Origin of the sequence: Bradyrhizobium sp. LMG 9283 (genome assembly GCF_045571415.1) — a bacterium.
In the GTDB taxonomy this organism is placed as follows: Bacteria; Pseudomonadota; Alphaproteobacteria; order Rhizobiales; family Xanthobacteraceae; genus Bradyrhizobium.
Genome location: NZ_CP120691.1, coordinates 8,461,240 through 8,487,412, shown reverse-complemented (window position 1 = coordinate 8,487,412; position 26,173 = coordinate 8,461,240). Strand labels below are relative to the sequence as shown.

Here is a 26,173-nt window from a genome sequence, read left to right as displayed (position 1 = left end):
GGGAAAGCGACGCAAGATCGCGCACCGCAGCAGGCGAAAGGGAGGATGACGTGTATCTCGGAATCGACATCGGCACATCCGGTGTGAAAGCGGTGCTCGTGAGCGAAGCTGGCGCGGTCGTCGCGACGGCGGCGCGCGAGCTTGCGCTGTCGCACCCCGTGCCGCTGTGGTCCGAGCAGGACCCCGATGCCTGGGTCGATGCGACGATCGGCGCAGTCGACGATCTCGCCGCGCGCCATGCGCGCGAGGTCGCGCAGGTTCGTGGCATCGGGCTGTCAGGTCAGATGCATGGCGCGACGCTGCTTGGCGAGGACGGCCGGCCACTGCGCCCGGCCATTCTCTGGAATGACGGCCGCTCGCAGGCCGAATGCGCCGCGCTGGAGCGGCGCTGTCCCTCGCTACACGCGATCGCCGGCAATCTGGCGATGCCCGGCTTCACCGCGCCAAAACTGCTCTGGGTGGCGCGGCATGAGCCGAAGATCTTCGACAGCGTGGCAAAGGTGCTGCTGCCGAAAGCCTATGTCCGCTATCGCCTCACCGGTGAGATGGTCGAGGATATGTCGGATGCGGCCGGCACGCTGTGGCTGGATGTCGGTCTACGCCGCTGGTCAGCCCTGCTGCTGCATGCCACCGGGCTGGATCTGCATCACATGCCGCGCCTCGTCGAGGGCAGCGCGGTGAGCGCGGTGCTCGCGCCGGACTACGCGCAGCGCTGGGGCATGGCGAAAGATGTCATTGTCGCCGGCGGCGCCGGCGACAATGCGGCGAGCGCGATCGGGCTCGGCGCGATCGCGCCGGGCGACGCCTTCCTGTCGCTGGGAACGTCGGGTGTCCTATTCCGCGTCACCGATCGCTTCGCCCCGGCGCCGGCTTCGGCCGTGCATGCGTTCTGTCACGCGCTACCCGGCCTCTGGCACCAGATGGGCGTGATGCTGTCGGCTGCGGCGTCACTCGCTTGGCTGTCTGGCGTGATGGAGACGCCGGCCGCAGCGCTGCTGGCGCCGCTCGGCGAGCGCGTCGATGGCCCAAGCCCGATCAAATTCCTGCCCTATCTCGACGGCGAGCGCACGCCGCACAACGATGCCATCGCCAGCGGCGCCTTCGTCGGCTTGCGCGGCGCGACCGGGCGCGCCCAGATCGTGCAGGCCGTGCTCGAAGGCGTCGCCTTCGCCGCGCGCGACAATCTGGCGGCGCTGCGCGCGGCGAGTGGGCCGATTGCCGAGGTCGCTCTCGTCGGCGGCGGCTCGCGCTCGCCGCTGTGGGCGCAGATCTGCGCCGATGTGCTCGGCATTCCCGTCCACCGCGTCGAGGAAGGTGAGGTCGGAGCCGCACTCGGCGCCGCGCGGCTCGGCCGGCTTGCCGCGACCGGGGAAGATCCCGCGGACGTCTGCACCCGTCCGCGGCGGCTTGCGAGCTTGACGCCCCGCGCATCTGTAACTGCGGCCTATGACGAGGCCTATCGTCGCTGGCGCGCACTTTATCCCGCATTGAAGGAGTCTGTTTAAGTGAACGTGTCAGCCAAATTCTTCGATGCAAGCACGCCCATAGCCTTCGCTGGCAAGGATGCGGCGAACGCGCCCGCCTTCCGCTGGTACGACAAGGACCGCCTCGTGCATGGCCGCCGGCTCGAGGACCATCTGCGCTTTGCGGTGTGCTATTGGCACTCCTTCTGCTGGCCCGGCGGTGATCCCTTCGGGGGCGAGACCTTTTTGCGGCACTGGCACCACGGCACCGATCCGATGGCGATGGCGCGGGCCAAGGCCGATGTCGCCTTCGAGTTGTTCCGCCTGCTGGACGTACCCTTCTTCACCTTCCACGATGTCGATGCCGCGCCGGAAGGCAGCTCGCTTGCGGAATCCGTCGCCAATCTCAACGCGATCGCCGATCTGTTCGAGGCGAAGATGGCCTCGGCAAAGGTCCGCCTGCTCTGGGGTACCGCGAACCTGTTCACGCATCGCCGCTACATGGCGGGCGCCGCGACCAATCCCGACCCCGACATCTTCACCTATGCTGCCGGCCAGGTCCGCGCCGCGCTGGAGGTGACGCACCGGCTCGGTGGCCAGAACTACGTGCTATGGGGCGGGCGCGAGGGCTACGAGACGCTGCTCAACACCGATCTCAAGCGCGAGCTCGACCAGCTCGGCCGTTTCGTCTCGCTCGTCGTCGAGCACAAGCACAGAATAGGTTTCGAGGGGCCGATCCTGATCGAGCCGAAGCCGAAGGAGCCGACCAAGCATCAATACGACTTCGACGTCGCCACCTGCTACGGTTTCCTCGAACGCTACGATCTCCTCAACGACGTCAAGCTCAACATCGAGCAGAACCACGCCATCCTCGCCGGCCACTCCTTCCATCACGAAGTCGCGCTGGCCGAGGCGCTCGGCGTGTTCGGCTCGCTCGATATCAACCGTGGCGACGATCTGCTCGGCTGGGACACCGACCAGTTCGCAATGAACGTGCCGGAGCTTGCCTTGGTGTTCCACGAGATCCTGAACCGCGGCGGCTTCACCACGGGCGGGCTCAATTTCGATGCCAAGATCCGCCGCCAGTCGATCGACCCCGATGATCTGATCCATGCCCATGTCGGCTCGATGGACGCCTGCGCGCGTGCCTTCCTCGCCGCCGCCGACATGCTCGACGCCGGCGTTCTCACCACACCCCTTGCCAAACGTTATGAGGGGTGGGCTGGGCCTGAGGGCAGGGCCATTCTCGGCGGCCAGCGTTCGCTCGCCGATCTCGCCGACCGTGCGCTCGCCCCCGGCTTCGACCCGCAGCCGCGCTCGGGTCGGCAGGAATATCTGGAATCCCTGGTCAACCGCTATGTCTGAGGAAGACCGCTGATGGCAAAGGCTGACGCAACACCGGTCCTCGAGCTCTCCGGCATCGGCAAGGAGTTCGGCGCGATCCGCGCGCTGCACGACGTCGACATGCAGGTCTTCCCTGGCGAGGTGGTTGGCCTGATGGGTGACAACGGCGCCGGCAAGTCGACCCTGGTCAAGATCATCGCCGGCAATTTCCGCCCCAGCCATGGCGAGATCCGCTTTGCCGGGAGCGCGGTTCACTTCAACCGTCCCGTCGATGCCCGCGCCGTCGGCATCGAGGTGGTCTACCAGGACCTCGCTCTATCGGACAATCTGACGGCAGCGGCCAACGTCTTCCTCGGCCGCGAGCTGAAGCGCAAGTTCGGACCTATCGCGCTGCTCGACCACAAGGCGATGGCGGCGCGGGCGCTGGAGCTGTTCGGTGAGCTACGCTCGGAGACGCGTCCCGACGATCTCGTCAAGCAGATGTCGGGCGGCCAGCGCCAGGCGGTCGCGATTGCGCGGACCCGGCTCTCCAATGCGCGGCTGGTGATGATGGACGAGCCGACCGCGGCGATCTCGGTGCGCCAGGTCGAGCAGGTGCTCGGCCTGATCCACCGGCTGAAGGAGCAGGGCGTTGCGGTGATGCTGATCTCGCACCGCATGCCCGATGTGTTCGCGGTCTGCGACCGCGTCGTCGTCATGCGCCGCGGCGAGAAGCGCGCCGACAAGCCGATCCACGAGACCTCCCCTGAGGAGGTCACCGCCCTGATCACCGGCGCGAAGGAGGCGGCGTGATGGCCATGCCCTTGGAAAGCCCGATCAGTTTCACCAATGTCGGCCGGATCAGATGGTGGCAGCGCGGCATCTTCGCCTCGCAGACCGGCTATGTCCTGCTCGCGCTCGCGGTGCTGCTGGTGATCATGCATTTCGCCAGTCCGTATTTCTTCACCGAAGGCAACATGCAGAACGTGGCGAAGAATTTTTCCTTCATCGCCATCGCCACGCTCGGCGTCACCTTCGTGATCATCACCGGCGGCATCGACCTCTCGGTCGGCTCGATGATGTGCTTCTCCGCCATGATCACCTCGATGGTCATGACCGAGCTGTCGACGCCCGGCGGGCTCGGCGCCTCGCTGTTCGTCCACATGGCGGCCGACGGCAAGACGGTGGTCGCCAACGTACCCGGTCTGATCCTGGTGATCTCCGTAGCCGCGGGCCTCAGCGTTGCGCTGATCGCGGGTCTCGTCAACGGCTTCTGCATCGCAGTGCTAGGCCTGTCGCCCTTCGTCACCACGCTCGGCATGCTCTCGATCGTGCGCGGGCTCGGCTATGTCGTCTCCAATGGTCGCGGCAGTTTTCCGGGCGGCCCGGACGCCGACTACTTTTACGCGCTCACCTCGGGCGACGTGCTCGGGGTGCCCATGCCCTTCATCTATCTCGTGATGCTCGCGCTGGCGATGGCGGTGGTGCTCCACCACACGTCGTTCGGCCGCCATGTGTTCGCGCTCGGCGGCAATGAGAAGGCGGCGGAGCTCACCGGCATTCCGGTGGTGCGGGTGAAGATCGAGGTCTATGTGATCTGCGCGCTCGCCGCGGGCTTGCAGGGCATCATCATCTCCGGCTGGCTGGGATCGGCGCCGGCCAACATGGCGACATCCTATGAGCTCAACGTGATCGCCGCGGCCGTGATCGGCGGCGCCAACCTTGCCGGCGGCATCGGCGGCCCACTTGGCGCCATCGTCGGCTGCGTACTGCTGGAAGTGATCCGCAACGGTCTCGTGCTGGCGCAGGTCTCCTCCTACTGGCAGCAGACGCTGGTGGGCGTGATCATCATTCTTGCCGTGCTGGTCGATCGCATCCGCTCGCGGATGACCTGACGTGACGTCATCCCGGGAAGGCAACCAAAATGCCGCCTGTCCGCTTCCCGGGCACTTTCGAGAGGATGGGCACCAAACAAGGGTGGAGGAGATAATGAGGAAACTTCTTCTTGCCGGTATCGCCGTTGCGATGATGGCGACGCCGGCATTTGCTGCGAACTACCGCTTCGTCATCGTGCCGAAGGCTATGAACAACCCGTTCTTCGACTTTGCACGCGACGGCTGCCTGAAACGCGCCAAGGAGCTGGGCAATATCGAGTGCATCTACAAGGGACCGGTGGAGCATGAGCCGGCGACGCAGGCCCAGATCATCCAGGACTTCATCACCCAGAAGGTTGACGGCCTCGCGATCTCGGTCGCCGACGTGGCGGCCATGACCAAGTCAATCGAGGCGGCAACCGCCGCCGGCATCCCCGTCATCACCTTCGATGCGGATGCCCCAGGCTCCAAGCGGATCGCCTATATCGGCACCAACAACAAGGAGTTCGGCTTAGCCCTCGGCAAGCAGCTGCTGAAGATGCGGCCCGATGGTGGAAAGTACGCGATGGTTTCCGGCGGTCCCGGCGCCAAGAACCTTGCCGAGCGTGTCGACGGCGTGCGCGAGGCGCTGAAGGGTTCGAAATGGACCGAGGTCGCGGGCTCCCCGACCTTCTGCAACGACGATCCGGCGCTGGCGGTCCAGCAGATGACGGACATGCGCACGGCAACGCCCGATCTCGCCGCCATCGTTCCCATCGGCGGCTGGCCGATGTTTGCCCCCGAAGGCTTCAAGGCCTTCGCTTCCCGCAACAAGAAGGACATCGATTCCGGCAAGTTCACGCTGGTCGTCGCCGATACGCTGAAGATGCAACTCGAGCTGTTGCGTGACGGCTATGCCAATGCGCTGGTCGGCCAACGTCCGTTCGAGATGGGCGAGAAGGCGATGGACACGCTGCTCGCCATCAAGAAGGGCGAGAAGGTGCCGGAGATCGTCTACACCGGCCTCGACCTCGTCACCAAGGACAACGTCGCGCAGATGCTGAAGTAGGAGCGCTGCCAGCCCCGTGCTCCTGCGTGCCTCTCCCGCTTGCGCTTGCCGCAAGCGGGAGAGATGATCTTTGGACTGTTGGAATATTGTAAGGCAATGGGAATGAAACGCTCGCGGCTCGGCCCTCTCGACGTCACCTCAATCGGCCTCGGTTCCGCCCCGCTCGGCGGATTGTTCAGCCCCGTCAGCGACGCCGATGCGGAAGCGACGATCGCGCGGGCCTGGTCGGCGGGAATTCGCTTCTTTGATACCGCGCCCCTCTACGGCTTCGGCCTCGCGGAGAGGCGGCTCGGCACGTTCCTGCGGCAACAGCCGCGCGACTCCTATGCCATCTCGACAAAAGTCGGCCGCCTGCTGCGCGCCCCCGATGGCGCTGCTGCGGAGGACGAGCACTACAAGGGCACGCCGCGCGAACGGCCGGTGTTCGATTTCAGTTATGACGGCGTGATGCGCTCGGTCGAGGAGAGCCTGACGCGCCTTGGGCTCGACCGCGTCGACGTCCTGCTCGTGCACGATCCCGACGATCACTATGACGAGGCCGTTTCCGGCGCCTTCCGCGCGCTGCAGCGCCTGCGCTCCGATGGCACGGTCAGCGCGATCGGCGCCGGCATGAACCAGTCGGAAATGCCGGTTCGTTTTGCCGAGGCCGTGCTGGTCGACTGCTTCCTGCTCGCCGGCCGCTACACCCTGCTCGACCAGGGCGCGCTGGACGCGCTGTTTCCGCGCTGCCAGGCCAGGAACATCGGCATCCTGCTCGGCGGCATCTACAACAGCGGCATTTTGGCCAATCCGCGAACTGGCGCGAAGTTCAACTATCAGGATGCCGATGCGGCGCTCGTCGCGCGTGCGCTCGAGCTCGATGAACTCTGCCGCAGGCACGACACGGAGCTGAAGGCCGCCGCGCTGCAGTTCTGCATGGCCCATCCGGCGGTGACGGTCGCCGTGCTAGGGGCGCGCAATGCCGCGGAAGTCGCCGACAACATCGCGATGTCGGAGAAGGCGGTGCCCGCCGCGTTCTGGCAGGAGTTGCGTGCACGAAAGCTCGTCGATGCGCGGGCGCCACTTCCCGGCGGAGCGTAAGGCATGATCATCGACAGCCACCAGCATTTCTGGGATCCGGCGCGCGCCGATTATCCCTGGATGGCGGCGGACGAGCTCGCGCCAATTCGTCGCGCTTTCGGTCCTGCCGATCTCGCGCCGTTGCTGAAGGCAAACGGCGTCGACGCGAGCATCGTGGTGCAGTGCCGCTCCGCGCTGGAGGAGACGGAGCAGTTCTTGCGCATCGCGCAGGCACATCCCTTTGTCGTCGGCGTGGTCGGCTGGGCCGATCTGACCGATGGTGCGCTTGACGAAACGCTCGACCGGCTGCGCGCCTTGCCGGGCGGCGGCAAGCTGGTCGGCATCCGCCACCAGGTCCACGACGAGGCCGATCCCGATTGGCTGCTCCGCGAGGACGTCCAGCGCGGCCTCACGGCTGTATTCGCCCGCGATCTCGCTTATGATTTCCTCGTTCGCCCCCGCGAGCTGCCGTCGGCGATCGCAACCGCGCAGGCATTTCCCCAAGCGCGCTTCGTGCTCGATCACGCCGCCAAGCCGCCGATCGCGGACGGTGGAAGCGACGAATGGGCCGACCGCATCGCCGCGTTAGCTGCTTGCGGCAATGTCTGGTGCAAGATCTCAGGGCTTGCGACCGAGGCGGTCTGGAATGACTGGGATGCGGAACGGCTGTTTCCGTTCGTCGAGCACGCCGCAAAAAGTTTCGGCGAGGACAGGCTGATCTTCGGCTCGGACTGGCCGGTGTGCCTGCTTGCGGGAAGCTATGGCGAGATCAAGAGCGCGCTGGAGGCCTGCCTGGCGAGGCTTGGCCCGCAGGTGCGGGACAAGGCTTTTGGTGTGAATGCGGCACGGGCGTATCGGCTGGCTGTCGCGGCTTAGCGCGAAGCGCCGGCGTCCTCCTCCTCTCCTGGCAGAGCAGGAGAGGGGAAGCAACGGCGGAGCCCTACTCCGACATCGGCTTGTCGGAGATGTCCCAGTCCTTGCCGGTGAAGGTGGAGATGAACAGCGTCTTCATCGGCGTGTAGTTCTCGGGCGTGTAGCTATAGGTGACGCCATCGAGGAAATAGGGCGAGTGGAAGCCCGCGAGCGTCGATGCCTGCTTCAGCACGTTGGCGCGGGTGAGCTCGCCGCCGCAGCGGCGCAGGATCTCGCCCATGGTCACGGCCTGGCCGTAGCCGGCGAAGGCGATGGTATTGTCGGGGTCGATGCTCGGCAGGTACTTCTTGCGCAGCTCTTCGAACGCCATCACGTCAGGGTCCTTCTCCCATTTCGGCAAGCCGACCTCCTTGTTATAGCGGATGGCGACGATGCCGGTGCAGTTCTCTAGCCCCGCGGCATTGAGGATCGAGCGTCCGGTCGAGCCGGCTGACAACAATTGCAGCGGCTTCCAGCCGAGCTCGGCGACTTTACGGATCGACTGCGACGACGCCTTGCCGGTCGAGATGTTGTAGAAGACGTCGGCGCCCGACTTCGAGAGATTGATGAGCTGGGAGTCGACGGTCGGATCGGTGAGATCGTAGGTCTGCTCCATGATCACCTGCGCGGTGCCGCCGGCATCGGCCAACACCTTCTTGAACGGTGCCAGGAAGTCGCGGCCGAAATCGTCGTTCTGGTAGAGGATGCCGACCTTCGCATTCGGCTTCACGCTGACGACGTGCCGGGCCAGGATGCGTGCCTCGGTCGGATAGAGCGGCAGGCCCGCCATCGTCCATTTGAACTCTTTCGGATTGTTCCACTTCGAGGCGCCGGTGTTGAGCAGCAGCTGCGGCACGCCCTTGGAGTTCAGGTATTTGTGTACGGCGGTCTGCGGTGCGGTGCCGAGCGAGCCGTAGAGCGCCAGCACCTCCTCCTGCTCGACCAGGCGCCGCGTCGCCTCGACGCATTTCGGCGCGCTGTAGGCATCGTCCATGGTGAGAAACTTGACCTTGCGTCCGTTGATGCCGCCCTTCTCGTTCAGCATCTGGAAATAGGCCTCGCCGATGCGGCCGAGCACGCCGTAGAGCGAGCCGGGGCCGGAATGCGGCACGGTCTGCCCGATCTTGATCTCGGTGTCGCTGGCGCCCGCGTCGTATTTCTTCTCCGCGGCCCAGACGTACGGCGCCGGCAATGTGGATGCAGCGATGGCGGCGAGTGCACCGGCGCTAAAATCGCGCCGCGATGGATTCTTCGTCATTATTTGTTTCTCCCTAGCGAGCGCATTGTGCTGGCATCGCAGCTCGGCTCGCAAGTGGGAAGTCGCAGCTTTGCGACGCAATGACGCTCAAATCGCAAGGGCGTTAGCGCCTAGACTCAAGTTTTCTCGGCAACGATGACGAGGCCGCGCACCGGCTCGTTGTTCTCGTTGCGCGGCGAGGCCGGCTCTAACGTCAGCAGCTTGAGGTCCGCCTTGGCGATGACACCGCGCACATATTCCGCGGAATGGGCATAGCGCAGGCCTTCGCCGAGCACGACGCCGCTGCCATCATGCGTCTCCAGCGTGAAGGCGAGTACGCCACCTGATACGAGCACGCGCCTGGCTTCGCTGAGCACCGGTGCGAGATCGGAGAGATAGACGAACGCATCCGCGGCGACGACGAGGTTCGCGCTTGCGGCGGCCTTGCCGCGCAGCCCCTCGATCATGTCGGCGACTTCGAGCTCGGCATAGAGGTTCGTTGCGCGCGCCTCCTTGATCATGCCGGACGACAGGTCGATGCCGATGAAATGGTCGACCTGCTTGGAGAACGCGGCGGCCGCCAGACCCGTGCCGCAGCCGAGATCGATGGTGCGCTTGAAGTAGGCGGGCTTTTTGGCGGCGACGCGCGCAGCCAGCACCGCCTTGAAGATCAGCGCGGGCGCGCGGTAGCCGAGATCGTTGATCAGCGCGTGCTCGAAGCGCGGCGCGTATTGATCGAACAGCGCCTGCACATAGGCCTTGGGCATCTCCGCCATGTCCGCGTCGCCGAGCCGCATCAGGTGCAGGCCGGCGCCGTGCTGGTCCTCGGGGTCGGATCGCCGCGCTTCACGGAAGGCCGCAATTGCCTTGTCGCGTTCGCCGAGCTGCTGACGGATCTCGCCGAGCGTGAACCAGGCCGAGGTGAAATCAGGCGCGAGCTCGATCGCCTGCTCCAGCAGGTCCGCGGCGGCGGGCAGGTCGCCCTTGAGCTGCAGGTCGCGCGCGAACTCGAAACGGCGGTCGGCCATGAGATCGCCGGAGGTCAGGAACAGGCGCAGGGGCATTGAGGAACCAGGAAGCGAAATGCGAGTGACTCGAAGATGCGGTGGCAGGGCCTATATATCAGGCATGCGTCCCCAGGACATCCTGCTGCCAACTGCTGCCGGCCTGTGCTGCAAGCCCGGCGGCTTCCATATCGACCCTGTCCGTCCCGTGGAGCGGGCCGTGATCACCCACGGGCATTCCGACCATGCCCGCGCCGGTCATGGCGCGGTGCTGGCGACGCAGGAAACGCTCGATATGATGCGCCTGCGCTATGGCGAGAATTTTGCCGGATCGACGCAAGCGATCCGCTATGGCGAGGAGATCCGGCTCGGCGATGTCAGCGTCAAGTTTCGCCCCGCCGGCCATGTACTGGGATCGGCGCAGATCGCGGTGACAGCTAAGGATACCTGCATCGTCGCCTCCGGCGACTACAAGGACGCGCCTGACCCGACCTGCACTCCGTTCGAGCTGGTGCCCTGCGACGTCTTCATCACCGAGGCCACCTTTGGGCTGCCGGTGTTCCGGCATGGCGATGCGAGCGACGAGGTGAAGAAGCTGCTCGCCTCCGTCGCATTGTTTCCCGAGCGCGCGCATCTTGTCGGCGCCTATTCGCTCGGCAAGGCACAGCGGGTGATCGCGCTGCTCCGTGCGGCCGGCTATGACGCGCCGATCTACCTTCATGGCGCAATGGAGACGATCACGCATTACTATCAGAGCCGCGGCATCGAACTTGGCGAGTTGCGGCCCGCGAAAGGCGTGAAGAAGGCGGCGCTCGCCGGCACCATCACACTGGCGCCGCCGTCGGCAACATCCGATCTGTGGACGCGACGCTTTCCAGATCCCGTCACCGCCTTCGCCTCGGGGTGGATGCGCGTGCGCGCCCGAGCGCGGCAGCGCGGCGTGGAATTGCCGCTGGTGATCTCCGACCATGCCGATTGGGACGGCCTCACCGCCACGATCGGCGCGACCGGCGCGGGCGAGATCTGGGTCACGCACGGCCAGGAAGATGCGCTGGTGCATTGGTGCCAGAGCAAAGGCCTGAAAGCGCGGCCGCTCGATCTCGTCGGCTATGGCGACGAGGAGGAGAGCGAAACGCCCATTCAAGACGAGGCCGAAGCATGAACCGCTTCGCCGAGCTTCTGGACCGCCTCGCCTATGAGCCCGGCCGCAACAACAAGCTGCGGCTGATCACCGGCTATTTCCGCGACGTCGGCGATCCCGACCGCGGCTACGCGCTGGCGGCGCTGACCGGCGCACTCAGCTTCAAGCATGCCAAGCCTGGGCTGATCCGCGATCTGATCGCGGCGCGCGCCGATCCGGTGCTGTTCGGATTGAGTTACGACTATGTCGGTGATCTCTCGGAGACGGTGGCGCTGATGTGGCCGAAGGCCGCGCTGGCGGCACACAACAATCCGCCGCCTCCGACACTGACCGAAGTCGTCACCACACTACGCACGCTCGGCAAGACCGAAATGCCCGCACAGCTGGCGCGCTGGCTTGACGAGCTCGACGAGACCGGCCGCTGGGCGCTGCTCAAGCTCGTCACTGGCGCGATGCGCATCGGCATCTCCGCGCGGCTGGCCAAGACCGCGGCCGCCGCACTCGGCGACAAGGACCCGCACGAGGTTGAGCTGATCTGGCCGGGCCTAGCTCCGCCTTATCTCGACCTGTTCGCCTGGCTGGAAGGTCGCGGCGAAAAACCTGTCAATCGCGATCCCGCGCCGTTCCGGCCCGTGATGCTGGCGCATGCAATCGAGGACACGGATTTCGCTACGCTCGATCCCTCCGACTACATCGCCGAATGGAAATGGGACGGCATCCGCGTGCAGGCGGTGGCGGGCCGCGACGACCGCGGCCACATCACGGCGCGGCTCTATTCGCGCACCGGCGAGGACATCACCGGCAGCTTTCCGGATCTCGTGCCGTCGCTGCACCTGCCCGGCGCCATCGACGGCGAGCTTCTGATCCTGCGCGAGGGGCGCGTGCAGAGTTTCAACGTCCTGCAGCAGCGGCTGAACCGCAAGGTGGTCTCACCCAAGCTGATCAAGGAGTTTCCGATTCACTTGCGCGCCTATGATCTGCTCGGCGACGACGAGAACGATCTCCGCGAGCTGCCTTTCGTGGAGCGGCGCGAACGGCTGGAGATCTTCGTCGCGAAGCTCGACGATCCCCGCATCGATCTGTCGCCCACTGTTCCCTTCGCAAGCTGGGACGCGCTCACTGCGGCACGCGCCAATCCCGCCAGCGCCGGCGCCGGCGAGGATGCCGATGCTGTCGAAGGCGTCATGCTGAAGCGGCGCGATGCGCCTTATCTGCCGGGGCGGCCAAAGGGCCAGTGGTGGAAGTGGAAGCGCGATCCGCATATCATCGATGCCGTGCTGATGTATGCGCAGCGCGGCCACGGCAAGCGCTCGTCCTACTACTCCGACTACACCTTTGGCGTCTGGACCGAGGGTGAGAGCGGCGACGAGCTGGTCCCGGTCGGCAAGGCCTATTTTGGCTTCACCGACGAGGAGCTCTTACAGATCGACCGCTTCGTCCGCCGCAACACCACCGAAAAATTCGGCCCCGTCCGCCATGTTGTGCATGAGCCGGACAAAGGCCTGGTGCTGGAAGTCGCTTTCGAAGGGCTGCAACGTTCGCCACGGCACAAATCCGGCGTCGCCATGCGCTTTCCCCGCATCAGCCGCCTGCGCTGGGACAAGCCTCCGCGGGAGGCAGATCGGCTGGAGACGTTGGAGAGGATGCTGAAGGCGGAAGCGGCGGAGATTGAGGTGTGAAGAAGATGAAGCTCGATTGCCGCTACGAAGGCGGTAGGCCCCCTCTCCCGCATGCGAGAGGGTTGGGGAGAGGGTGTCTGCGCAGTGGGATTCCCCCAGAGGAGAGAGCCCCCACCCGGCGCCACTCGCCGACCTCCCCCGCAAGCGGGAGAGGTGGACCGAGCCCGCGGCCGTTGACGCACCCAAATCGAAGTCCTGACGCACCGCGCGAATTAAACTCCGGTAACCCGATTGACGCGTCCTCTCGGGTTCCCCATGTGCCTCGCCGTGCCCTATAATGGGGGTCGAATCCCCCGAGGAGTTTGCGATGGTCCAAGACGTCAGAGATTTGCCGGCCGGCCGCAGCGACGGCTTGCACCGCTTTCTCGGCGGCTCCCCGCTTTCGGTCGCGTTCCGGCTGGTCCTGCTCTCGATCCTGGTCGGCGTCGTGCTGGCCGCAATCGGCTTCGACCCCTGGAACATCATCTACAGCATTCGTCTCTTGTTCCAGCGTCTGTGGGATCTCGGCTTCGATGCGGTGAACTGGCTGTGGCGCTACTTCCTGCTCGGCGCGGTCATCGTGATTCCGATCTGGCTGCTGTCGCGCGTGTTCGGCGCGCCGCGCGGCCGGTGAGGATTTGATTGAGGGAGTGCGCAGCCGATGCAACTGCGTTTCGTCGGCTGCGGTGACGCCTTCGGCTCCGGCGGGAGGCTCAACACCTGCTTCCATATCTCGGGGCGTGAAGCCAACTTCCTGATCGATTGCGGTGCGTCGGCGCTGCCGGCGCTGAAGCGGCTCGAGATCGAGCGCAACGAGATCGATCTGATCCTCGTCACGCATTTCCACGGCGATCATTTTGCCGGGCTGCCCTTCTTCCTGCTCGACGCGCAATTCTCGCGGCGGACGCGGCCGCTGACCATCGCGGGCCCGCAGGGCATCGAGACGCGGCTGCGCGAGGTGATGGAAGCGCTGTTCGAGCATTCCTCCAAGACCAAGCAGCGCTTCGAGCTCAATGTAATCGAACTCGCACCGGAGCAAAGCCAAAGCTTCGGCGCCGTGACGGTGACACCCTACCCGGTGGTGCACGGCGAATCCGGCGGGCCCTTCCTCGCCTATCGCGTCGAGGCCGAGGGCCGCACGCTTGCCTACAGCGCCGACACCGAATGGACGGAGACGCTCATTCCGCTGGCGCATGGCGCGGACCTTTTCATTGCCGAGGCCTATATGTACGAGAAGGTGGTCAAGAACCATCTCAGCCTGAAGACCTTGGAACAGCATCTGCCCGACATCGGCGCTAAGCGACTCGTCCTCACCCATATGAGCGACGACATGCTGTCGCGTCTGGATGAAATCGAACACCTCGCCGCCGAAGACGGCATGGTGCTCGTGTTCTGACATGCACGCACCGGTTCATCCCAGGATAGGCTCCCGCCAGGTGTTCGCCATCGCAGGTCCCGCGATGGTCGCGAATCTGACCACGCCGCTGATCGGCGTGGTCTCGACCACCGCGATCGGCCGGCTCGACGATGCCGCGCTGCTCGGCGGCGTCGCGATGGCCTCCGTCATCTTCGACTGCCTGTTCTGGCTGTTCGGCTTCCTGCGCATGAGCACGCTCGCCTTCACCGCGCAGGCGCTCGGCGCCGGCGAGACGCGCGAGCAGACCGCGATCTTGGTGCGTGGCTTCATCGTTGCCGGCCTGATCGGCACCGCGCTGATCGCGCTGCAATTGCCGCTGACGGGCGTGCTGTTCGACCTGATGGGCGGCAGCGCGGGCGTGACGCAGGCCGCGAAGACGTATTTCATGATCCGGATCTGGTCCTCGCCCTTCGCCTTCGCCAATTACGTCATCCTGGGCTGGCTGGTCGGGAAGGCCCGCGCCAATCCGGCGCTCGCGCTTCAGGTCGTCATCAACCTCATCAATATGGTGGCGACGATCCTGCTGGTGCTGGTCTACGACACCGGCATCGCCGGCGCGGCGATCGCCGCGCTGCTGTCGGAGACGACAGGCTTCGTGTTGGGCGTGATCGTCTGCCGTCGCTATGCGGCCGGTGGCTTCAACGTGCCTCGCGCAACGCTGTTCGATCGCGCAAAGCTGATGCGGCTGCTGGCGGTGAATTCCGACATCATGATCCGCACTGGGGCGCTGATCGCCGTGTTCCTGTTCTTCACCGCCAAGGGCGCACGTGCCGGCGACGTCACGCTGGCGGCGAATTCCGTGCTCAACAATTTCCTCCTGGTCAGCGCCTTCTTTCTCGACGGCCTCGCCAACGCAGCCCAGCAGCTCTGCGGCCGCACCTTTGGCGCGCGCGATCCAAAAGGCTTTGCGGATTCGATGCGGCTGGTGCTGCTCTGGGGCCTCGGCTTCGCGCTGGTCGTCGCGGTGCTGTTCGCGCTGTTCGGGCCAGCACTGATCAATGTCATGACGGCGAGTGAGGACGTCCGCCGCGCCGCGCGCGACTTCCTGCCGTTCATCGTGCTTGCGCCCATCCCCGGCGTGTTCGCCTTCGGCTTCGACGGCATCTATGTCGGCGCGACCTGGGCGCGCGAGATGCGCAATCTGATGCTGCTATCGCTGGCGATCTTTTTCGGCTTCTGGCTGGCGCTGCAATCGTTCGGCAATGCTGGCCTGTGGAGCGCGCTGATCGCGTTCTATGTCGCCCGCGGCGGCTTGCAGGGCGCGCGCTATCCGGCGCTCTACGGGGCGACGTTTTCGAAAATCTAGCCGTCGTGTCCCGGACGCGGCGCGGCATGAAATGACGCGACGCAGAGCCGGGACCCAGCAGGTATGGCCCCGGCTCTGCAGCGCACCGCTGAAGGAGCGCTGCGCTGCATCCGGGGCACGAGGCCTACATCCTCGGCCAGTCTTCCGCGGTGAGTGTCGCCGCATCCGCGCCGACGATCTCGGAGAGCGAGTCACGCCCGGTGCGCAGCAGGGTCGAGGTCAAGTCGCGCTTGATCTCGTCGACGAGGCCGAGACCCTTGTACACCAGCGATGAGTAGAGCTGGATCAGGCTGGCGCCGGCACGGATCTTCGTCAGCGCGGCGCCGCCCGAGTCGACGCCGCCGACGCCGATCAGCGGGAACGCGCCCTCGACGCGCACATAGGTTTCCGCGACCATCCGCGTCGACAGGCGGAACAGCGGCCGGCCGGACAGGCCGCCTTGCTCCTTCGCCCGCGACTCCTCGCGCAACGTGCTCGGCCGCGCGATCGTGGTGTTCGACACGATCATGCCGTCGACCCGGCGCGAGCGCGCGACCTGCACCACGTCGTCGAGCTGGGCAAGGCTCAAATCCGGCGCGATCTTGAGCAGCACCGGCGTGTCGCCGGCCTTCTGACGCATCCGCTCGCGGGCGTCGATCACGCGTGCGAGGAGGTCATCGAGCAGCGCGCCTTCCTGCAAATTGCGCAGGCCCGGCGTGTTCGGCGAGGAGACGTTGACGGTGAAATAGCTCGCCACCGGCGCAAAGGTCTCGATCAGCTTGACGTAGTCGGCGACGCGGTCCGGCGTATTCTTGTTGGCGCCGACATTGACGCCGACGATGCCGCCGTGCTGCACGCGCGCCGCAAGCCGGCGCAGAGCTGCCTCCGCGCCGTCATTGTTGAAACCCATGCGGTTGATGATCGCCTCGTCGCGCTCGAGCCGGAACAGCCGCGGTCGCGGATTGCCTTCTTGCGGCTTCGGCGTCACCGAGCCGATCTCGACGAAGCCGAATCCGAGCCGCAGCAGCGCGTCCGGCACCTCGGCGCTCTTGTCGAAGCCCGCGGCCATGCCGATCGGATTGGGAAAGTTCAGCCCAAAGGCGCGTACCGCAAGCTTGGGATCGTCGGCACGCGGCTTGACCGGCGGCAGGAAACGCAGGCCCTGGATCGCCAGGCGATGCGCGTCCTCGGGATCGAGCCAGCGGAGGACCGGCAGCGAAAAGGCGTCGAACGCACGGATCACGGGGCGAGCTCCGGAACGTCGTGACTTCCGTCGGAGTGCATGTTGAGGTTCATCACCGCGATCACCGCGCCGAGATCGAGCTCGCCATAGAGGTGCGGGAAGAGCTCGTCGTTGCGCGAGCGTTCCCAGCGCAGCTCGCTGCCCAGCGCATCGCCGTCGACCTCGACCAGGAACAGCGCGCGCTGTCCGAAATAATGCTTGCGCAGCGTTTCGGGAACCTGGGCGGCGGTCGAGAAATGGATGAACCCGTCGCGCGCGTCATCCGCGCTGCCAAGGTAGACACCCTGCCGTTCCGCCTCGCGCCAGGCCGAGGCCGGACAGATTTTGTAGATCTTGACCACCGCTTACGCAGCCTTGTTTGTTCTTTGAGTCTTTTGGGTTTTTTCGTCTCTCGCGGGTCCTCAAAACCCGGGCGCGACCGTAAAGGCCGTCCCTTCCGAACTCAAGACCTAGAGCCTTTTCCGTTCCGATGAAATCGGAAACGGGGCTCTAGATTCCTGTTTTGACGCGTTTTCCTGACGCGAACCGATACTCATTTCGCTTGAAAACGCTTTCTCCCGCGGCCCCTTGCGCGAAAAACGGAAAACCGGTTGATTTGAGGACAGTTTTCCTGAGTTGCGACAGGCTGGACCTTCCATGGTCAGACAGGCCAAAGCGCAGAGGATGCTGACTCACGGCCAGATCTGGGCCGCGCTGGATCGGCTGGCCGCGCGCGCCGGATTGTCGCCGTCTGGCCTCGCCAAGCGTGCCGGGCTCGACCCCACCACTTTCAACAGGTCCAAGCGCGTGACTGCCGACGGCCGCGAGCGCTGGCCCTCGACCGAATCGATCGCAAAGGCGCTTGCCGCGGCCGACGCCTCGATCGACGGCTTTGCCAAATTGATTGACGACGACCGCGCGGGCGAGGGCCGCTCGGTGCCGCTGCTCGGTCTCGCGCAGGCCGGAACGAGCGGCGCTTTCGACGAGGCCGGCCTTCCATCCGGCAGGGGCTGGACCGAAATCGCGCTTCCCACCTCTGAGGACAGCCACACGTTTGCGCTGGAGATTTCCGGGCATGCGCTTGCGCCTGTCTATCGCGACGGCGACATCGTCCTGGTCTCACCTGGCGCGCCGATCCGCAAAGGCGATCGCGTGGTGGTGAGGAGCAAAGCGGGTGAGATGACGATCGCGACGCTGAAGCGCCGCACTGCAAAGGCGCTGGAACTCGAGCCGCTCGATGGGGCACAGGCCGATCGCACGATGGCGGCCGGTGATGTCGCGTGGATTGCGCGCATCCTGTGGGCAAGCCAGTGATCGTTTCCCGCCGGCGTCGTGATCAAGTGACGACATCAGCCAGGCCGCATTTTGTCTGCCGCGACCTTGCGACACATTGCCCCTCTCGCACGATCCCCACGCCATGCTGCCACCGAAGCTCAGCTATTTCCGCTATCCCGGTTCGCTGAGGACGCCGCCTTGCTCGGAGATCGTCGAGTGGCTCTACCTCACGCGCTCCTTGCCAGCGCACCGTCGATCATGTTCACCGCGTTCTGCACGCCGTACACCGCGACGAAAGAGCCGAAGCGCGGGCCCTTCTCCTGGCCGAGCAGCACCTGGTAGAGCATGTTGAACCAGTCCAGCGTGACGCCCGGGCGGCCGTCCTTGCCTTTCTTGACCTGGTCGAGGAACGGCTCGCGGCGGCCGATCTCGTAGACGACGTTCTGAATATCCTCGGCCGAGGCATCCTGCGCCAGCTGCGACAGCGCATCGCGCAGATCCTGGAGCGCCGCACGCTCGCTATCTGTTGGTACGCGGAACTGCTTCGTCGGCGCGACGAAATCCCGATAGTAGTTGATGGCGTAGCCGACCATCGCATCCAGCTTCGGATGCGTCTGTGGCGTCACGCCGGGACGATAGCGGCCGATGAAACCCCATAGCGTCTCGGCGTTCTCCGCATTCGACGACGACACCAGCGTGAGCAGCAGCTGGAACGTGACGGGCATGTCGCCCTTCGGCGGCTTGCCGTTGTGGATGTGCCAGACCGGATTGCCAAGCTGCTGCTTGCCGTCCTGCCTAACAAAGCCGTCGAGGAACTGCTGGTAGTCGTCGACATTGCGCGGGATGACATCAAAATACAGCCGCTTGGCCGCCTTCGGCTCGCGATACATGAACAGCGACAGCGATTCCGGCGAGGCGTAGCGCAGCCATTCGTCGATGGTGAGGCCGTTGCCCTTCGACTTCGAGATCTTCTGGCCCTTCTCGTCGAGGAAGAGCTCGTAGTTGAAGCCCTCGGGCGGCGTGCCGCCGAGCGCCTTCGCGATGGCGCCGGAGAGCTTCACGGAATCGATCAGATCCTTGCCGGCCATCTCGTAGTCGACGCCGAGCGCAACCCAGCGCATCGCCCAATCGGCCTTCCACTGGCATTTGACGTTGCCGCCGGTGACGGTCGTCTCGACTTCCTGATTTGTGTCTGGATCGACATAGGTCACGGTGCCGGCCGCGACGTCGCGGCGGATCATCGGCACCTGCAGCACGACGCCCGTGGTCTTGCTGATCGGCAGGAACGGGGAGTACGTTGCGCGGCGGTCCGGCCCCAGCGTCGGCAGGATGATCGCCATGATCTTGTCGTAGGCGGCGAGCATCTTCAGCAGCGTCGCATCGAAGCGGCCGGACGTGTAGTAGTCGGTCGAGCTCGCGAACTCGTAGTCGAAGCCGAAATGATCGAGGAAGGCGCGCAGCCGCGCATTGTTGTGGTGGCCGAACGACGGGTACTCGTTGGAGAACGGATCCGGCACCCGCGTCAGCGGCTTGCCGAGGTGCTCCGCCAGCATCTCCTTGTTGGGGACGTTGTCGGGCACTTTCCGAAATCCGTCCATATCGTCGGAGAAAGCGAGCAGGCGCGTCTTGATCTTGTCCTCGGTCAGCACGCGGAAGGCATGGCGCACCATCGAGGTGCGCGCGACCTCACCGAACGTGCCGATATGCGGCAGGCCTGACGGGCCGTAGCCGGTCTCGAACAGCACCTCGTCCTTCGGGCTTTTCTTCAGCCGCGCGACAATGGCCTTCGCCTGCTCGAACGGCCAGGCGTTGGATTGTTCGGCGAGCGCACGCAGGTCGCTCGGGTTCGCGGCAAGATCGATAACGGACATCAGGGGCCTCCGGGCCGCGGAAAATAGCGATTTCCGGGCAGAATGCAATTTGTGGGACGGTGTTGCCTCACACACCGTCATTGCGAGCGAAGCGAAGCAATCCAGACTGTTTCCGCAGTGCCAGTCTGGATTGCTCACATGGGGATTTGATGTGTCAAGATTTATGGTCAGCTCTTTGTTCGATTGCAGGCCAGCTCTTCGTCCCGACCGCGGAACTTTTCGGATGGCGCGCGCAGATCAGGTCAAGACCGGCCCGTGAGGGCCGCCGCGAAGCGGCTTGGTCTTGACCTGAGCGAGCACGCCTTCAGGCTCGTTAGGTCGGGAAGTGCGGCGTGAACTACTCCTATGGTTGGCGATCCAAGGGTCGAGCCGGTTTTGGCAATCTGGTTTGCATGCCAGATCAAACTCACATTCGGTCGTTGCGCGGTGGCAACTGCACCAACATTCCGCTTGCGGCGGGCAGGCTCGAGAGGACGAGACCCTTCTTCGTTACGGCGTTTGAAGCCATGCAATCCATCGGTTCGTCCACCCGGATCGGCCGAGGCTGATCAACCTCGGCGGATTGGTTTTGAGGCTGAGAGGCGTGGTGTCAGGCGCCGGGCTTCACCACGGCTCCCTCGATCACGACGCCGGCGGTCACGTATTTCCACAGGGCCACGAGCAGCTTGCGCGCCAGCGCCACGATTGTGCGCTTGCGGCCGCGCTGGCTGTTGGCCTTGAACCACTGGGTCAGAGCCGATTGAGGCTGATGACGTATCCACAGCCAGGCGAGCTGGATCATCGTGGTTCTCAGGCGCGGATTGCCGGCCTTCGACACGCCCTGCTCACGCTCAATGCCGCCACTGCGCCATGGCGTGGCCGCAAGACCGGCATAGGACGCAACCTGGCGGCGGTTGGTGAACTGACGGTGGAAGGCCTCCGACCAGAGAATGGCAGCAAAGTTCGGGCCCAGGCCCTTCAAGTCGAGCAGCATCGCGACCGGGTTCGATGCAGCCTTCTCGCCTGCTGGTCGGCTTGCAGCCAGCAATGCATCCTGCTCGCGCTCTACCGCCGCGATCTGGTCAAGCAGAAGTTCGAGCCGGTCGAGCTCGCGGCTGATCTGCGCCTTCAAATGCGCCGGCAGCAGCCGCCCGTCCCCGTGCGCAAGGCCTCGAGCCGCGTCCGTCGATCGCGCCGCAGCGGCACGTAGTCGAATATCCCTTGCGCAAACAGAACACCCTTGATCCGGTTCACATGCACGATCCGCTCCGCGATCAAGGTCCGCCGCTCCCGGCAAAGCCTGCGGCGGTCCTCTTCTTCCGGAGAGGGGGCAACGACCATCGCGCAGACCCGTGGCTCGCCGCGCTTGTAGGCCAGAAGCGACCGCAACAGCGTCTCACCGTCCAACCGGTCCGTCTTGGCCCGCCGGCGCCGGCGCGGCGTCGCGATCGAGGCCGGATCGACCACGTAGCTCTCGACGCCCTCCGACTGCAGAGTGCGGTGAAGCCAGAACCCATCCAGCCCCGCCTCCTGGATGGTGATGATCGGATAACTCTCGCCCGTTCGCGCCTGGGCCTTACGCTTCAGCGCTGCAAAGAGCTTCAAAAGCTCCGCAATAGCGCCGGCCTTCACGCTGTGTTTGGACATCTTCTCGCCCTTGCCGGGCGACAGCGATGTAACCAGCCATGTCGAACGGCTCAGTTCCAATGACACAAAAATTGCGCCAATCTGCGTCCGGATAGCGGCCAGTCCGTTGGAAAGATGATCGAGCAACATCGTTGTCTCCAGGTTGAGTGCTTCAGCAACCTCAGTCTGGCCTCAGACCCGGTCGCTATCCACTCCCCATGGAATCTTCGTCGCAAGAGCTCCTCGCAATGACGGCGTGGGAGCAGCGACGGCTTAAAACGGGCTCACCGAGAAATACCGCAGCCACAGATCGGTATAGCGGCCTTTTTCCCAGACGCGGAACATCGCCCAGTTCAGGGCCTGGCGCAGCACGTCGTTGCCCTTGCGCACGGCGATGCCGATGCCTTCGCCGAAGAAACGGCTCTCGACGAAGGGGCCGCCGGAGAAGGCACAGCAATCGCCGGAATCGGTGCCGTTGATCCAGAACGCCAGCGAGATGGCGTCGCCGAAGATGAAGTCGACCTCGCCCCTGCGCAAAGCTGCGCGCATCGCATCGTCACTGGGATAGGCATGCAGCTCGGCGTCGGTGAACATCGCCTTGAGATACGCCTCATGCGCGGAGCCGGCGATGACGCCGACCTTCTTGCCCTCGAGATATTCGGGCCGGATCTCCGGCATCACCGCGTCCTTGCGCGAGACGAAGCGCGCCGGCACGCGGTAATAGGGATCGGTGAAGTCGACGCGGGCGCGCAGCTGCGGGCTCACCGCCATCGAGGCGATGATAGCGTCGCCCCGGTTGGAGGTGAGCGCATCGACCAGCGTCTCGAAGCGCCGCATCTGCACCGTGCAGGTGACCTTGATCTCCTCGCACAGGCTGCGGGCGAAATCGACGTTGAAGCCGGCCGGATTGCCATCCGCGCCGGTGAAGTTGAACGGCGGATAGTCGGTCTCGGTCAGGAAGCGGATCACGGTCAGGCGCGACAGGTCCGGCCGCTCCGGTCGCCGGCGCGGGTCCCAGAAGCCGGGCACGGCCTGCGGCGCTGCTTGGGGGGCGGCCTGAGGGGCGGTCTGTGGCGCTGCCGGAGGCCGCTTGGCTGGCGTCTGGGCCTCGGCGGGCAGCGCTGCGAGCAGGCACGCGGCGGCGGCCAGCCCCATCAGCAAGCCACGGGCAGATTTGAACGATTTCGCCTGTTGCGATAAAGCCATCGGCCGGAAATGAATGAATTTCGTTGGGATCGGAGGGCGTTATAGACCATCCCACCGGGAACGCGAGCGCGGAATGGGGCGAGGGTGAAGGTGCGCTCCCTCTCCCGCCTGCGGCGCGACCTATCCCGCATCCGCCTTCGAAGGCTTCTGCGGACAAGAGCGGGAGAGGTGCAGTGGAGCGCGTCGCCCGAACGGTAGTCCTCAGAGATACTTCTTCAAATCAGCTGCCGCCTCTTCCGGCGTTCGCTTCAGATTGAACGGCGAGACGAACCTGCCGTCGCGGTCCATCAGGTAGACCAGCGCAGTGTGGTCCATGGTGTAGTCGCCGTCCTTGGTCGGGACCTTCTTGGCATAGACCCGGTAGGAGGTGATGACCTTGGCGGTCTCGGCGGGATCGCCGGACAGGCCCACCAGATGCGGATCGAAACTCGACAGGTAGTCCTTCATCGTCGCCGGCGTGTCGCGCTCGGGATCGACCGAGATGAAGACGGCATTGACCTTGTCGGCGTCCTTGCCCATCGCCCGCAGCACTTCCGAGATCTCGAACAGAGAGGTTGGGCAGACGTCGGGGCAATGGGTGTAGCCGAAGAAGATCAGGGTCGGCTTGCCCTTGAGGCTCTTGTCCGTGACGGCTTTGCCGTTCTGGTCGGTCAGCTGGAACGGGCCGCCGATCGCGGCCGGCTGCGCCACCTTGCTGACCCCACCCATGGCCCAGAACATGATCAGGAGCCCGACAATGAGGCTTGCAGCGAAGGCAGTCGCGATCACCAGCGGACGGGTGGCGGGGCTCATGAGCGAAAAACTTCCTGTCGCAGGTCAGAAGCAGGCGGCAAAGCCGGTCCTGATCATTTCGAAGAATACCTGGCTGCCATAGTGGAACCAGAGCGCCAGCGCGCCGATCACGACGAGACCGCCGATTGCCGCGCCGGCCCACAGCAGCACGGATGACATCCGGCCGGCAGTGGGCGAATTGTCCGATAGCGGACGCGCTGGATGTAGTGGTTGAGCCATGACAACGATCGGGACGAAGGTCCCGGTTCCCAGGCTTTCAGATAGGCCTTGCGCCGCCTGCGGGCAAGACGTCGCCGGCGGCGCACAGGGACGCCGTCATGCTGCGACGATCAGTGGAGGAACTGGCCCCGAGCGGATTCGAGTTGCTCCGCTTGTGGGAGCGACCGGCGCGACGGCTTGGCCGTCGAGGCCTGCGCATCCAGGTAACAGGGCCGATACATGGCCTCGAGCTGCTTGCCCCTCAGGAAGAGCATGCGTGGGGTAAGCCCACCCCGCTGGCCGATCCAGCGCCTCACCTGCGAGGGGTACATCGCATAGAGCATCTGGGTCGCTTCAGGATTGGTGACGGCGCGGCCGTTGGCGCCGAAATCCCAGGCGGCGTGGAAGCCGAGCGTCGCATGCGAGGTCACGCAGATCCGATCGTGTGGGATGGCGCCGAGCACGATAGTGCAGGCGGAAGCGCAGAGGCCGTCGATGATGACGGTCTCGCCCGATTGCCTGAGATCCTGGTATCTATCGACGTAGGTTCCAATTCGGCCGCCGCGGTCATCTGCGATACGAACCACCGCGTGAGAAGCCCCCATGCCCGCGATCAAGAGAACCGCCGCAAGCAATCCCGTTAGAAACTTCATTGTCCCCCGCCCCAGTCGTATTCGAATCTGCGTGTCAGGTGGTGATGCACAGCTAGCGTCTGTCGTAACCAAGGTTTTGTCTAGGCAGGCCGCGTGGCGCAAAACAAATTCAAGTCCAGTGTTGCGTCCGCGCTGCACTCCGTGTGTCTCTATCCCAGAGTGGAACAAGTTAACGAGGTCTTACGCGCCATACCCTTGATCTCAGTTACAACCGTTGGCTTCAATCCGGGCAATTACAGGGGGAACTCATGGAGGGGGAAACACATGGCTGAAGAAACCGACGTCATTGTGGTCGGCGCAGGACTGTCGGGCCTTGTTGCCGCCACCGAGATCGCCGACGCGGGCAAGCGCGTGATCGTCGTGGACCAGGAAGGCGAGCAGTCGCTCGGCGGTCAGGCGTTCTGGTCGTTCGGCGGATTGTTCCTGGTCGATTCGCCGGAGCAGCGCCGGCTCGGCATCAAGGACTCGTTCGAGCTCGCGATGCAGGACTGGCTCGGCACCGCCGGCTTCGACCGCGACGAGGATTTCTGGCCGCGCCAATGGGCCGAGGCTTATGTGGCGTTCGCGGCGGGCGAGAAGCGTGGCTGGCTGCGCGCCATGGGCCACCGCATCTTCCCAGTGGTCGGCTGGGCCGAGCGCGGCGGCTACGACGCGATGGGCCACGGCAATTCGGTACCGCGCTTTCACGTCACCTGGGGAACCGGGCCGGGCATCGTCGAGCCGTTCGAGCGCCGCGCGCGCGAGGCGATGAAGAGTGGCCGATTGATCTTCAAATTCCGCCATCGCGTCGATGCGCTCTCCGTGACCAACGGCGCCGTGGATGGCGTCAGCGGCGCCGTCCTCGCGCCTGACGATGTCGAGCGCGGCAAGAGCTCTTCCCGCAACCTCGTCGGTGAGTTCGCGCTGAAGGCGCAGGCCGTGATCGTCGCCTCCGGCGGCATCGGCGGCAACCACGAACTGGTGCGGCAGAATTGGCCGAAGCGGCTCGGCGATCCCCCGAAATTCATGATTTCGGGCGTGCCAGAGCATGTCGACGGCCGCATGATCGGCATCACCGAAAAGACCGGCGCGCGGCTGATCAACCGCGACCGCATGTGGCACTATGTCGAAGGCATCCAGAACTGGTCGCCGATCTGGCCGCGCCACGGCATCCGCATCCTGCCGGGTCCCTCGTCGATGTGGTTCGATGCGACCGGTACGCGATTGCCGGCGCCGCTGTTTCCGGGCTCGGACACGCTCGGCCAGCTCAAATACATCATGTCGACGGGCTATGATTATTCCTGGTTCATCCTGACCCAGAGCATCATCAAGAAGGAATTTGCGCTGTCGGGCTCGGAGCAGAACCCCGACCTGACCGGCAAGAGCTGGCGCATGACCTTGCGCCGCGCCACCAACAAGGGCGCGCCGGCGCCGGTGGAGGCTTTCAAAAGCCATGGTGTCGACTTCATCGTCCGGGACAAGCTCGATGAACTCGTTGCGACCATGAACAAGCTCGCCGGCAGCGATCTGCTCAAGCTCGAGCACATCAAGATGCAGATCGAGGCACGCGACCGCGAGATCGCCAATCCTTACGTCAAGGATGCGCAGGTCATGAACATCCACAATGCGCGGCGCTACATCGGCGACAAGTTGATCCGCACCGCCTCACCGCACCGCATCCTGGATCCTGCGCATGGGCCGCTGATCGCGGTGAAGCTCAACATCCTCATCCGCAAGACGCTGGGCGGCTTCGAGACCGATCTCGACTCCCGCGTGTTTGGGGAAGAGGGGCGCGTCATTCCTGGCCTCTACGCCGTCGGTGAAGCCGCCGGCTTCGGTGGTGGCGGCGTGCATGGCTATCGCTCGCTTGAGGGCACTTTCCTCGGCGGCTGCCTGTTCTCCGGGCGCAATGCCGGCCGCTCCGCAGCGAAGGCGGTGGGGTGACCGACCA

General features: G+C 64.9%; 23 protein-coding genes and 2 pseudogenes. 15 read left to right on the top strand and 10 right to left on the bottom strand.

Annotation, left to right across the window (positions count from 1 at the left end; genetic code table 11):
- The first annotated feature begins 50 nt into the window (after window positions 1–50).
- The 7 genes from xylB to P6U29_RS39555 all read left to right on the top strand — a co-directional run bounded on the left by xylB (window position 51) and on the right by P6U29_RS39555 (window position 7,643).
- Complete coding sequence (gene xylB / locus P6U29_RS39585; protein WP_407115494.1) at window positions 51–1,505, top strand: xylulokinase; 1,455 nt, start codon at window positions 51–53, stop codon at window positions 1,503–1,505.
- Entirely contained in the window at window positions 1,506–2,828 is a 1,323-nt protein-coding gene (gene xylA, locus P6U29_RS39580; RefSeq protein ID WP_407115493.1) for a xylose isomerase, read from the top strand.
- A 12-nt stretch (window positions 2,829–2,840) separates the two neighbouring features.
- Window positions 2,841–3,599, top strand: coding sequence for an ATP-binding cassette domain-containing protein (locus P6U29_RS39575; protein WP_407115492.1), 759 nt, complete (start codon window positions 2,841–2,843; stop codon window positions 3,597–3,599).
- Window positions 3,599–4,681 (top strand): ABC transporter permease, encoded by a 1,083-nt coding sequence (locus tag P6U29_RS39570; RefSeq protein WP_407115491.1) that lies wholly within the window; start codon window positions 3,599–3,601, stop codon window positions 4,679–4,681. The genes P6U29_RS39575 and P6U29_RS39570 overlap by 1 nt, the downstream gene beginning before the upstream one ends.
- Before the next feature lie 94 nt (window positions 4,682–4,775).
- Window positions 4,776–5,708 carry a sugar-binding protein gene (locus P6U29_RS39565; RefSeq protein WP_407115490.1) on the top strand — a complete coding sequence of 311 codons (933 nt, stop codon included), beginning with the start codon at window positions 4,776–4,778 and terminating at the stop codon, window positions 5,706–5,708.
- Window positions 5,709–5,810: 102 nt separating this feature from the next.
- The gene (locus P6U29_RS39560) at window positions 5,811–6,788 is read left to right on the top strand and encodes an aldo/keto reductase (RefSeq protein WP_407115489.1); all 978 of its coding nucleotides are present in this window, start codon (window positions 5,811–5,813) and stop codon (window positions 6,786–6,788) included.
- A gap of 3 nt (window positions 6,789–6,791) precedes the next feature.
- The gene (locus P6U29_RS39555) at window positions 6,792–7,643 is read left to right on the top strand and encodes an amidohydrolase family protein (protein ID WP_407115488.1); all 852 of its coding nucleotides are present in this window, start codon (window positions 6,792–6,794) and stop codon (window positions 7,641–7,643) included.
- A gap of 64 nt (window positions 7,644–7,707) precedes the next feature.
- On the opposite strand, the gene P6U29_RS39550 is transcribed toward P6U29_RS39555, so the two are convergent.
- Both P6U29_RS39550 and P6U29_RS39545 read right to left on the bottom strand, forming a co-directional pair.
- Entirely contained in the window at window positions 7,708–8,937 is a 1,230-nt protein-coding gene (locus P6U29_RS39550; protein WP_407115487.1) for an ABC transporter substrate-binding protein, read from the bottom strand.
- A 116-nt stretch (window positions 8,938–9,053) separates the two neighbouring features.
- Complete coding sequence (locus tag P6U29_RS39545) at window positions 9,054–9,980, bottom strand: methyltransferase domain-containing protein (protein ID WP_407115486.1); 927 nt, start codon at window positions 9,978–9,980, stop codon at window positions 9,054–9,056.
- Between the two features lie 64 nt (window positions 9,981–10,044).
- On the opposite strand from P6U29_RS39545, the gene P6U29_RS39540 reads away from it, so the two are divergent.
- The 5 genes from P6U29_RS39540 to P6U29_RS39520 all read left to right on the top strand — a co-directional run bounded on the left by P6U29_RS39540 (window position 10,045) and on the right by P6U29_RS39520 (window position 15,442).
- Window positions 10,045–11,082, top strand: a complete 1,038-nt coding sequence (locus P6U29_RS39540) for a ligase-associated DNA damage response exonuclease (protein ID WP_407115485.1) — start codon at window positions 10,045–10,047, stop codon at window positions 11,080–11,082.
- Window positions 11,079–12,740 (top strand): ATP-dependent DNA ligase, encoded by a 1,662-nt coding sequence (locus P6U29_RS39535; RefSeq protein WP_407115484.1) that lies wholly within the window; start codon window positions 11,079–11,081, stop codon window positions 12,738–12,740. Before P6U29_RS39540 ends, P6U29_RS39535 begins: the two co-directional genes overlap by 4 nt.
- A gap of 307 nt (window positions 12,741–13,047) precedes the next feature.
- Window positions 13,048–13,353: a DUF6460 domain-containing protein gene (locus P6U29_RS39530; protein ID WP_407115483.1), complete on the top strand. Its 306-nt coding sequence runs from the start codon at window positions 13,048–13,050 to the stop codon at window positions 13,351–13,353.
- A 27-nt stretch (window positions 13,354–13,380) separates the two neighbouring features.
- On the top strand, window positions 13,381–14,115 hold the full coding sequence (locus P6U29_RS39525; protein WP_407115482.1) for an MBL fold metallo-hydrolase: 735 nt from the start codon (window positions 13,381–13,383) through the stop codon (window positions 14,113–14,115).
- 1 nt (window position 14,116) lies between these two features.
- The gene (locus P6U29_RS39520; protein WP_407115481.1) at window positions 14,117–15,442 is read left to right on the top strand and encodes an MATE family efflux transporter; all 1,326 of its coding nucleotides are present in this window, start codon (window positions 14,117–14,119) and stop codon (window positions 15,440–15,442) included.
- 124 nt (window positions 15,443–15,566) lie between these two features.
- Here the strand turns inward: P6U29_RS39520 and P6U29_RS39515 are convergent, their stop codons facing one another.
- The gene (locus tag P6U29_RS39515) at window positions 15,567–16,664 is read right to left on the bottom strand and encodes a quinone-dependent dihydroorotate dehydrogenase (protein ID WP_407115480.1); all 1,098 of its coding nucleotides are present in this window, start codon (window positions 16,662–16,664) and stop codon (window positions 15,567–15,569) included.
- A complete protein-coding gene (locus P6U29_RS39510; protein ID WP_407115479.1) occupies window positions 16,661–17,005 on the bottom strand; it encodes a DUF952 domain-containing protein in 345 nt (114 codons plus the stop codon). Before P6U29_RS39510 ends, P6U29_RS39515 begins: the two co-directional genes overlap by 4 nt.
- A gap of 295 nt (window positions 17,006–17,300) precedes the next feature.
- Between P6U29_RS39510 and P6U29_RS39505 the strand changes: the two genes are divergently transcribed.
- Both P6U29_RS39505 and P6U29_RS39500 read left to right on the top strand, forming a co-directional pair.
- A complete protein-coding gene (locus tag P6U29_RS39505; RefSeq protein ID WP_407115478.1) occupies window positions 17,301–17,957 on the top strand; it encodes a helix-turn-helix transcriptional regulator in 657 nt (218 codons plus the stop codon).
- Between the two features lie 85 nt (window positions 17,958–18,042).
- A pseudogene (locus P6U29_RS39500) lies at window positions 18,043–18,150 on the top strand (carbonic anhydrase family protein); the annotation flags it as partial.
- On the opposite strand, the gene P6U29_RS39495 reads toward P6U29_RS39500, so the two are convergent.
- The 6 genes and pseudogenes from P6U29_RS39495 to P6U29_RS39470 form a co-directional block, all read right to left on the bottom strand.
- Entirely contained in the window at window positions 18,146–19,789 is a 1,644-nt protein-coding gene (locus P6U29_RS39495) for a lysine--tRNA ligase (RefSeq protein WP_407115477.1), read from the bottom strand. The pseudogene P6U29_RS39500 and the gene P6U29_RS39495 sit on opposite strands and share 5 nt — an antisense overlap.
- Before the next feature lie 589 nt (window positions 19,790–20,378).
- Window positions 20,379–21,544, bottom strand: a pseudogene (locus P6U29_RS39490) (IS110 family transposase).
- 123 nt (window positions 21,545–21,667) lie between these two features.
- Window positions 21,668–22,600, bottom strand: coding sequence for a transporter substrate-binding domain-containing protein (locus P6U29_RS39485; RefSeq protein WP_407115476.1), 933 nt, complete (start codon window positions 22,598–22,600; stop codon window positions 21,668–21,670).
- A 201-nt stretch (window positions 22,601–22,801) separates the two neighbouring features.
- Window positions 22,802–23,392 (bottom strand): SCO family protein, encoded by a 591-nt coding sequence (locus tag P6U29_RS39480; protein ID WP_407115475.1) that lies wholly within the window; start codon window positions 23,390–23,392, stop codon window positions 22,802–22,804.
- A gap of 24 nt (window positions 23,393–23,416) precedes the next feature.
- Window positions 23,417–23,611 (bottom strand): hypothetical protein, encoded by a 195-nt coding sequence (locus P6U29_RS39475; protein ID WP_407115474.1) that lies wholly within the window; start codon window positions 23,609–23,611, stop codon window positions 23,417–23,419.
- 110 nt (window positions 23,612–23,721) lie between these two features.
- Window positions 23,722–24,243, bottom strand: a complete 522-nt coding sequence (locus tag P6U29_RS39470) for a hypothetical protein (RefSeq protein WP_407115473.1) — start codon at window positions 24,241–24,243, stop codon at window positions 23,722–23,724.
- A gap of 264 nt (window positions 24,244–24,507) precedes the next feature.
- On the opposite strand from P6U29_RS39470, the gene P6U29_RS39465 reads away from it, so the two are divergent.
- On the top strand, window positions 24,508–26,166 hold the full coding sequence (locus P6U29_RS39465; RefSeq protein WP_407115472.1) for an FAD-binding dehydrogenase: 1,659 nt from the start codon (window positions 24,508–24,510) through the stop codon (window positions 26,164–26,166).
- The last annotated feature ends 7 nt before the right edge of the window (window positions 26,167–26,173 follow it).

Coding starts and splice junctions, on each gene's coding strand:
- P6U29_RS39575 (WP_407115492.1), top strand. CDS start 2,841: ATGGCAAAGGCTGACGCAACACCGGTCCTCGAGCTCTCCGGCATCGGC.
- P6U29_RS39570 (WP_407115491.1), top strand. CDS start 3,599: ATGGCCATGCCCTTGGAAAGCCCGATCAGTTTCACCAATGTCGGCCGG.
- P6U29_RS39565 (WP_407115490.1), top strand. CDS start 4,776: ATGAGGAAACTTCTTCTTGCCGGTATCGCCGTTGCGATGATGGCGACG.
- P6U29_RS39560 (WP_407115489.1), top strand. CDS start 5,811: ATGAAACGCTCGCGGCTCGGCCCTCTCGACGTCACCTCAATCGGCCTC.
- P6U29_RS39555 (WP_407115488.1), top strand. CDS start 6,792: ATGATCATCGACAGCCACCAGCATTTCTGGGATCCGGCGCGCGCCGAT.
- P6U29_RS39550 (WP_407115487.1), bottom strand. CDS start 8,937: ATGACGAAGAATCCATCGCGGCGCGATTTTAGCGCCGGTGCACTCGCC.
- P6U29_RS39545 (WP_407115486.1), bottom strand. CDS start 9,980: ATGCCCCTGCGCCTGTTCCTGACCTCCGGCGATCTCATGGCCGACCGC.
- P6U29_RS39540 (WP_407115485.1), top strand. CDS start 10,045: ATGCGTCCCCAGGACATCCTGCTGCCAACTGCTGCCGGCCTGTGCTGC.
- P6U29_RS39535 (WP_407115484.1), top strand. CDS start 11,079: ATGAACCGCTTCGCCGAGCTTCTGGACCGCCTCGCCTATGAGCCCGGC.
- P6U29_RS39530 (WP_407115483.1), top strand. CDS start 13,048: ATGGTCCAAGACGTCAGAGATTTGCCGGCCGGCCGCAGCGACGGCTTG.
- P6U29_RS39525 (WP_407115482.1), top strand. CDS start 13,381: ATGCAACTGCGTTTCGTCGGCTGCGGTGACGCCTTCGGCTCCGGCGGG.
- P6U29_RS39520 (WP_407115481.1), top strand. CDS start 14,117: ATGCACGCACCGGTTCATCCCAGGATAGGCTCCCGCCAGGTGTTCGCC.
- P6U29_RS39505 (WP_407115478.1), top strand. CDS start 17,301: ATGGTCAGACAGGCCAAAGCGCAGAGGATGCTGACTCACGGCCAGATC.
- P6U29_RS39495 (WP_407115477.1), bottom strand. CDS start 19,789: ATGTCCGTTATCGATCTTGCCGCGAACCCGAGCGACCTGCGTGCGCTC.
- P6U29_RS39485 (WP_407115476.1), bottom strand. CDS start 22,600: ATGGCTTTATCGCAACAGGCGAAATCGTTCAAATCTGCCCGTGGCTTG.
- P6U29_RS39480 (WP_407115475.1), bottom strand. CDS start 23,392: ATGAGCCCCGCCACCCGTCCGCTGGTGATCGCGACTGCCTTCGCTGCA.
- P6U29_RS39475 (WP_407115474.1), bottom strand. CDS start 23,611: ATGGCTCAACCACTACATCCAGCGCGTCCGCTATCGGACAATTCGCCC.
- P6U29_RS39470 (WP_407115473.1), bottom strand. CDS start 24,243: ATGAAGTTTCTAACGGGATTGCTTGCGGCGGTTCTCTTGATCGCGGGC.
- P6U29_RS39465 (WP_407115472.1), top strand. CDS start 24,508: ATGGCTGAAGAAACCGACGTCATTGTGGTCGGCGCAGGACTGTCGGGC.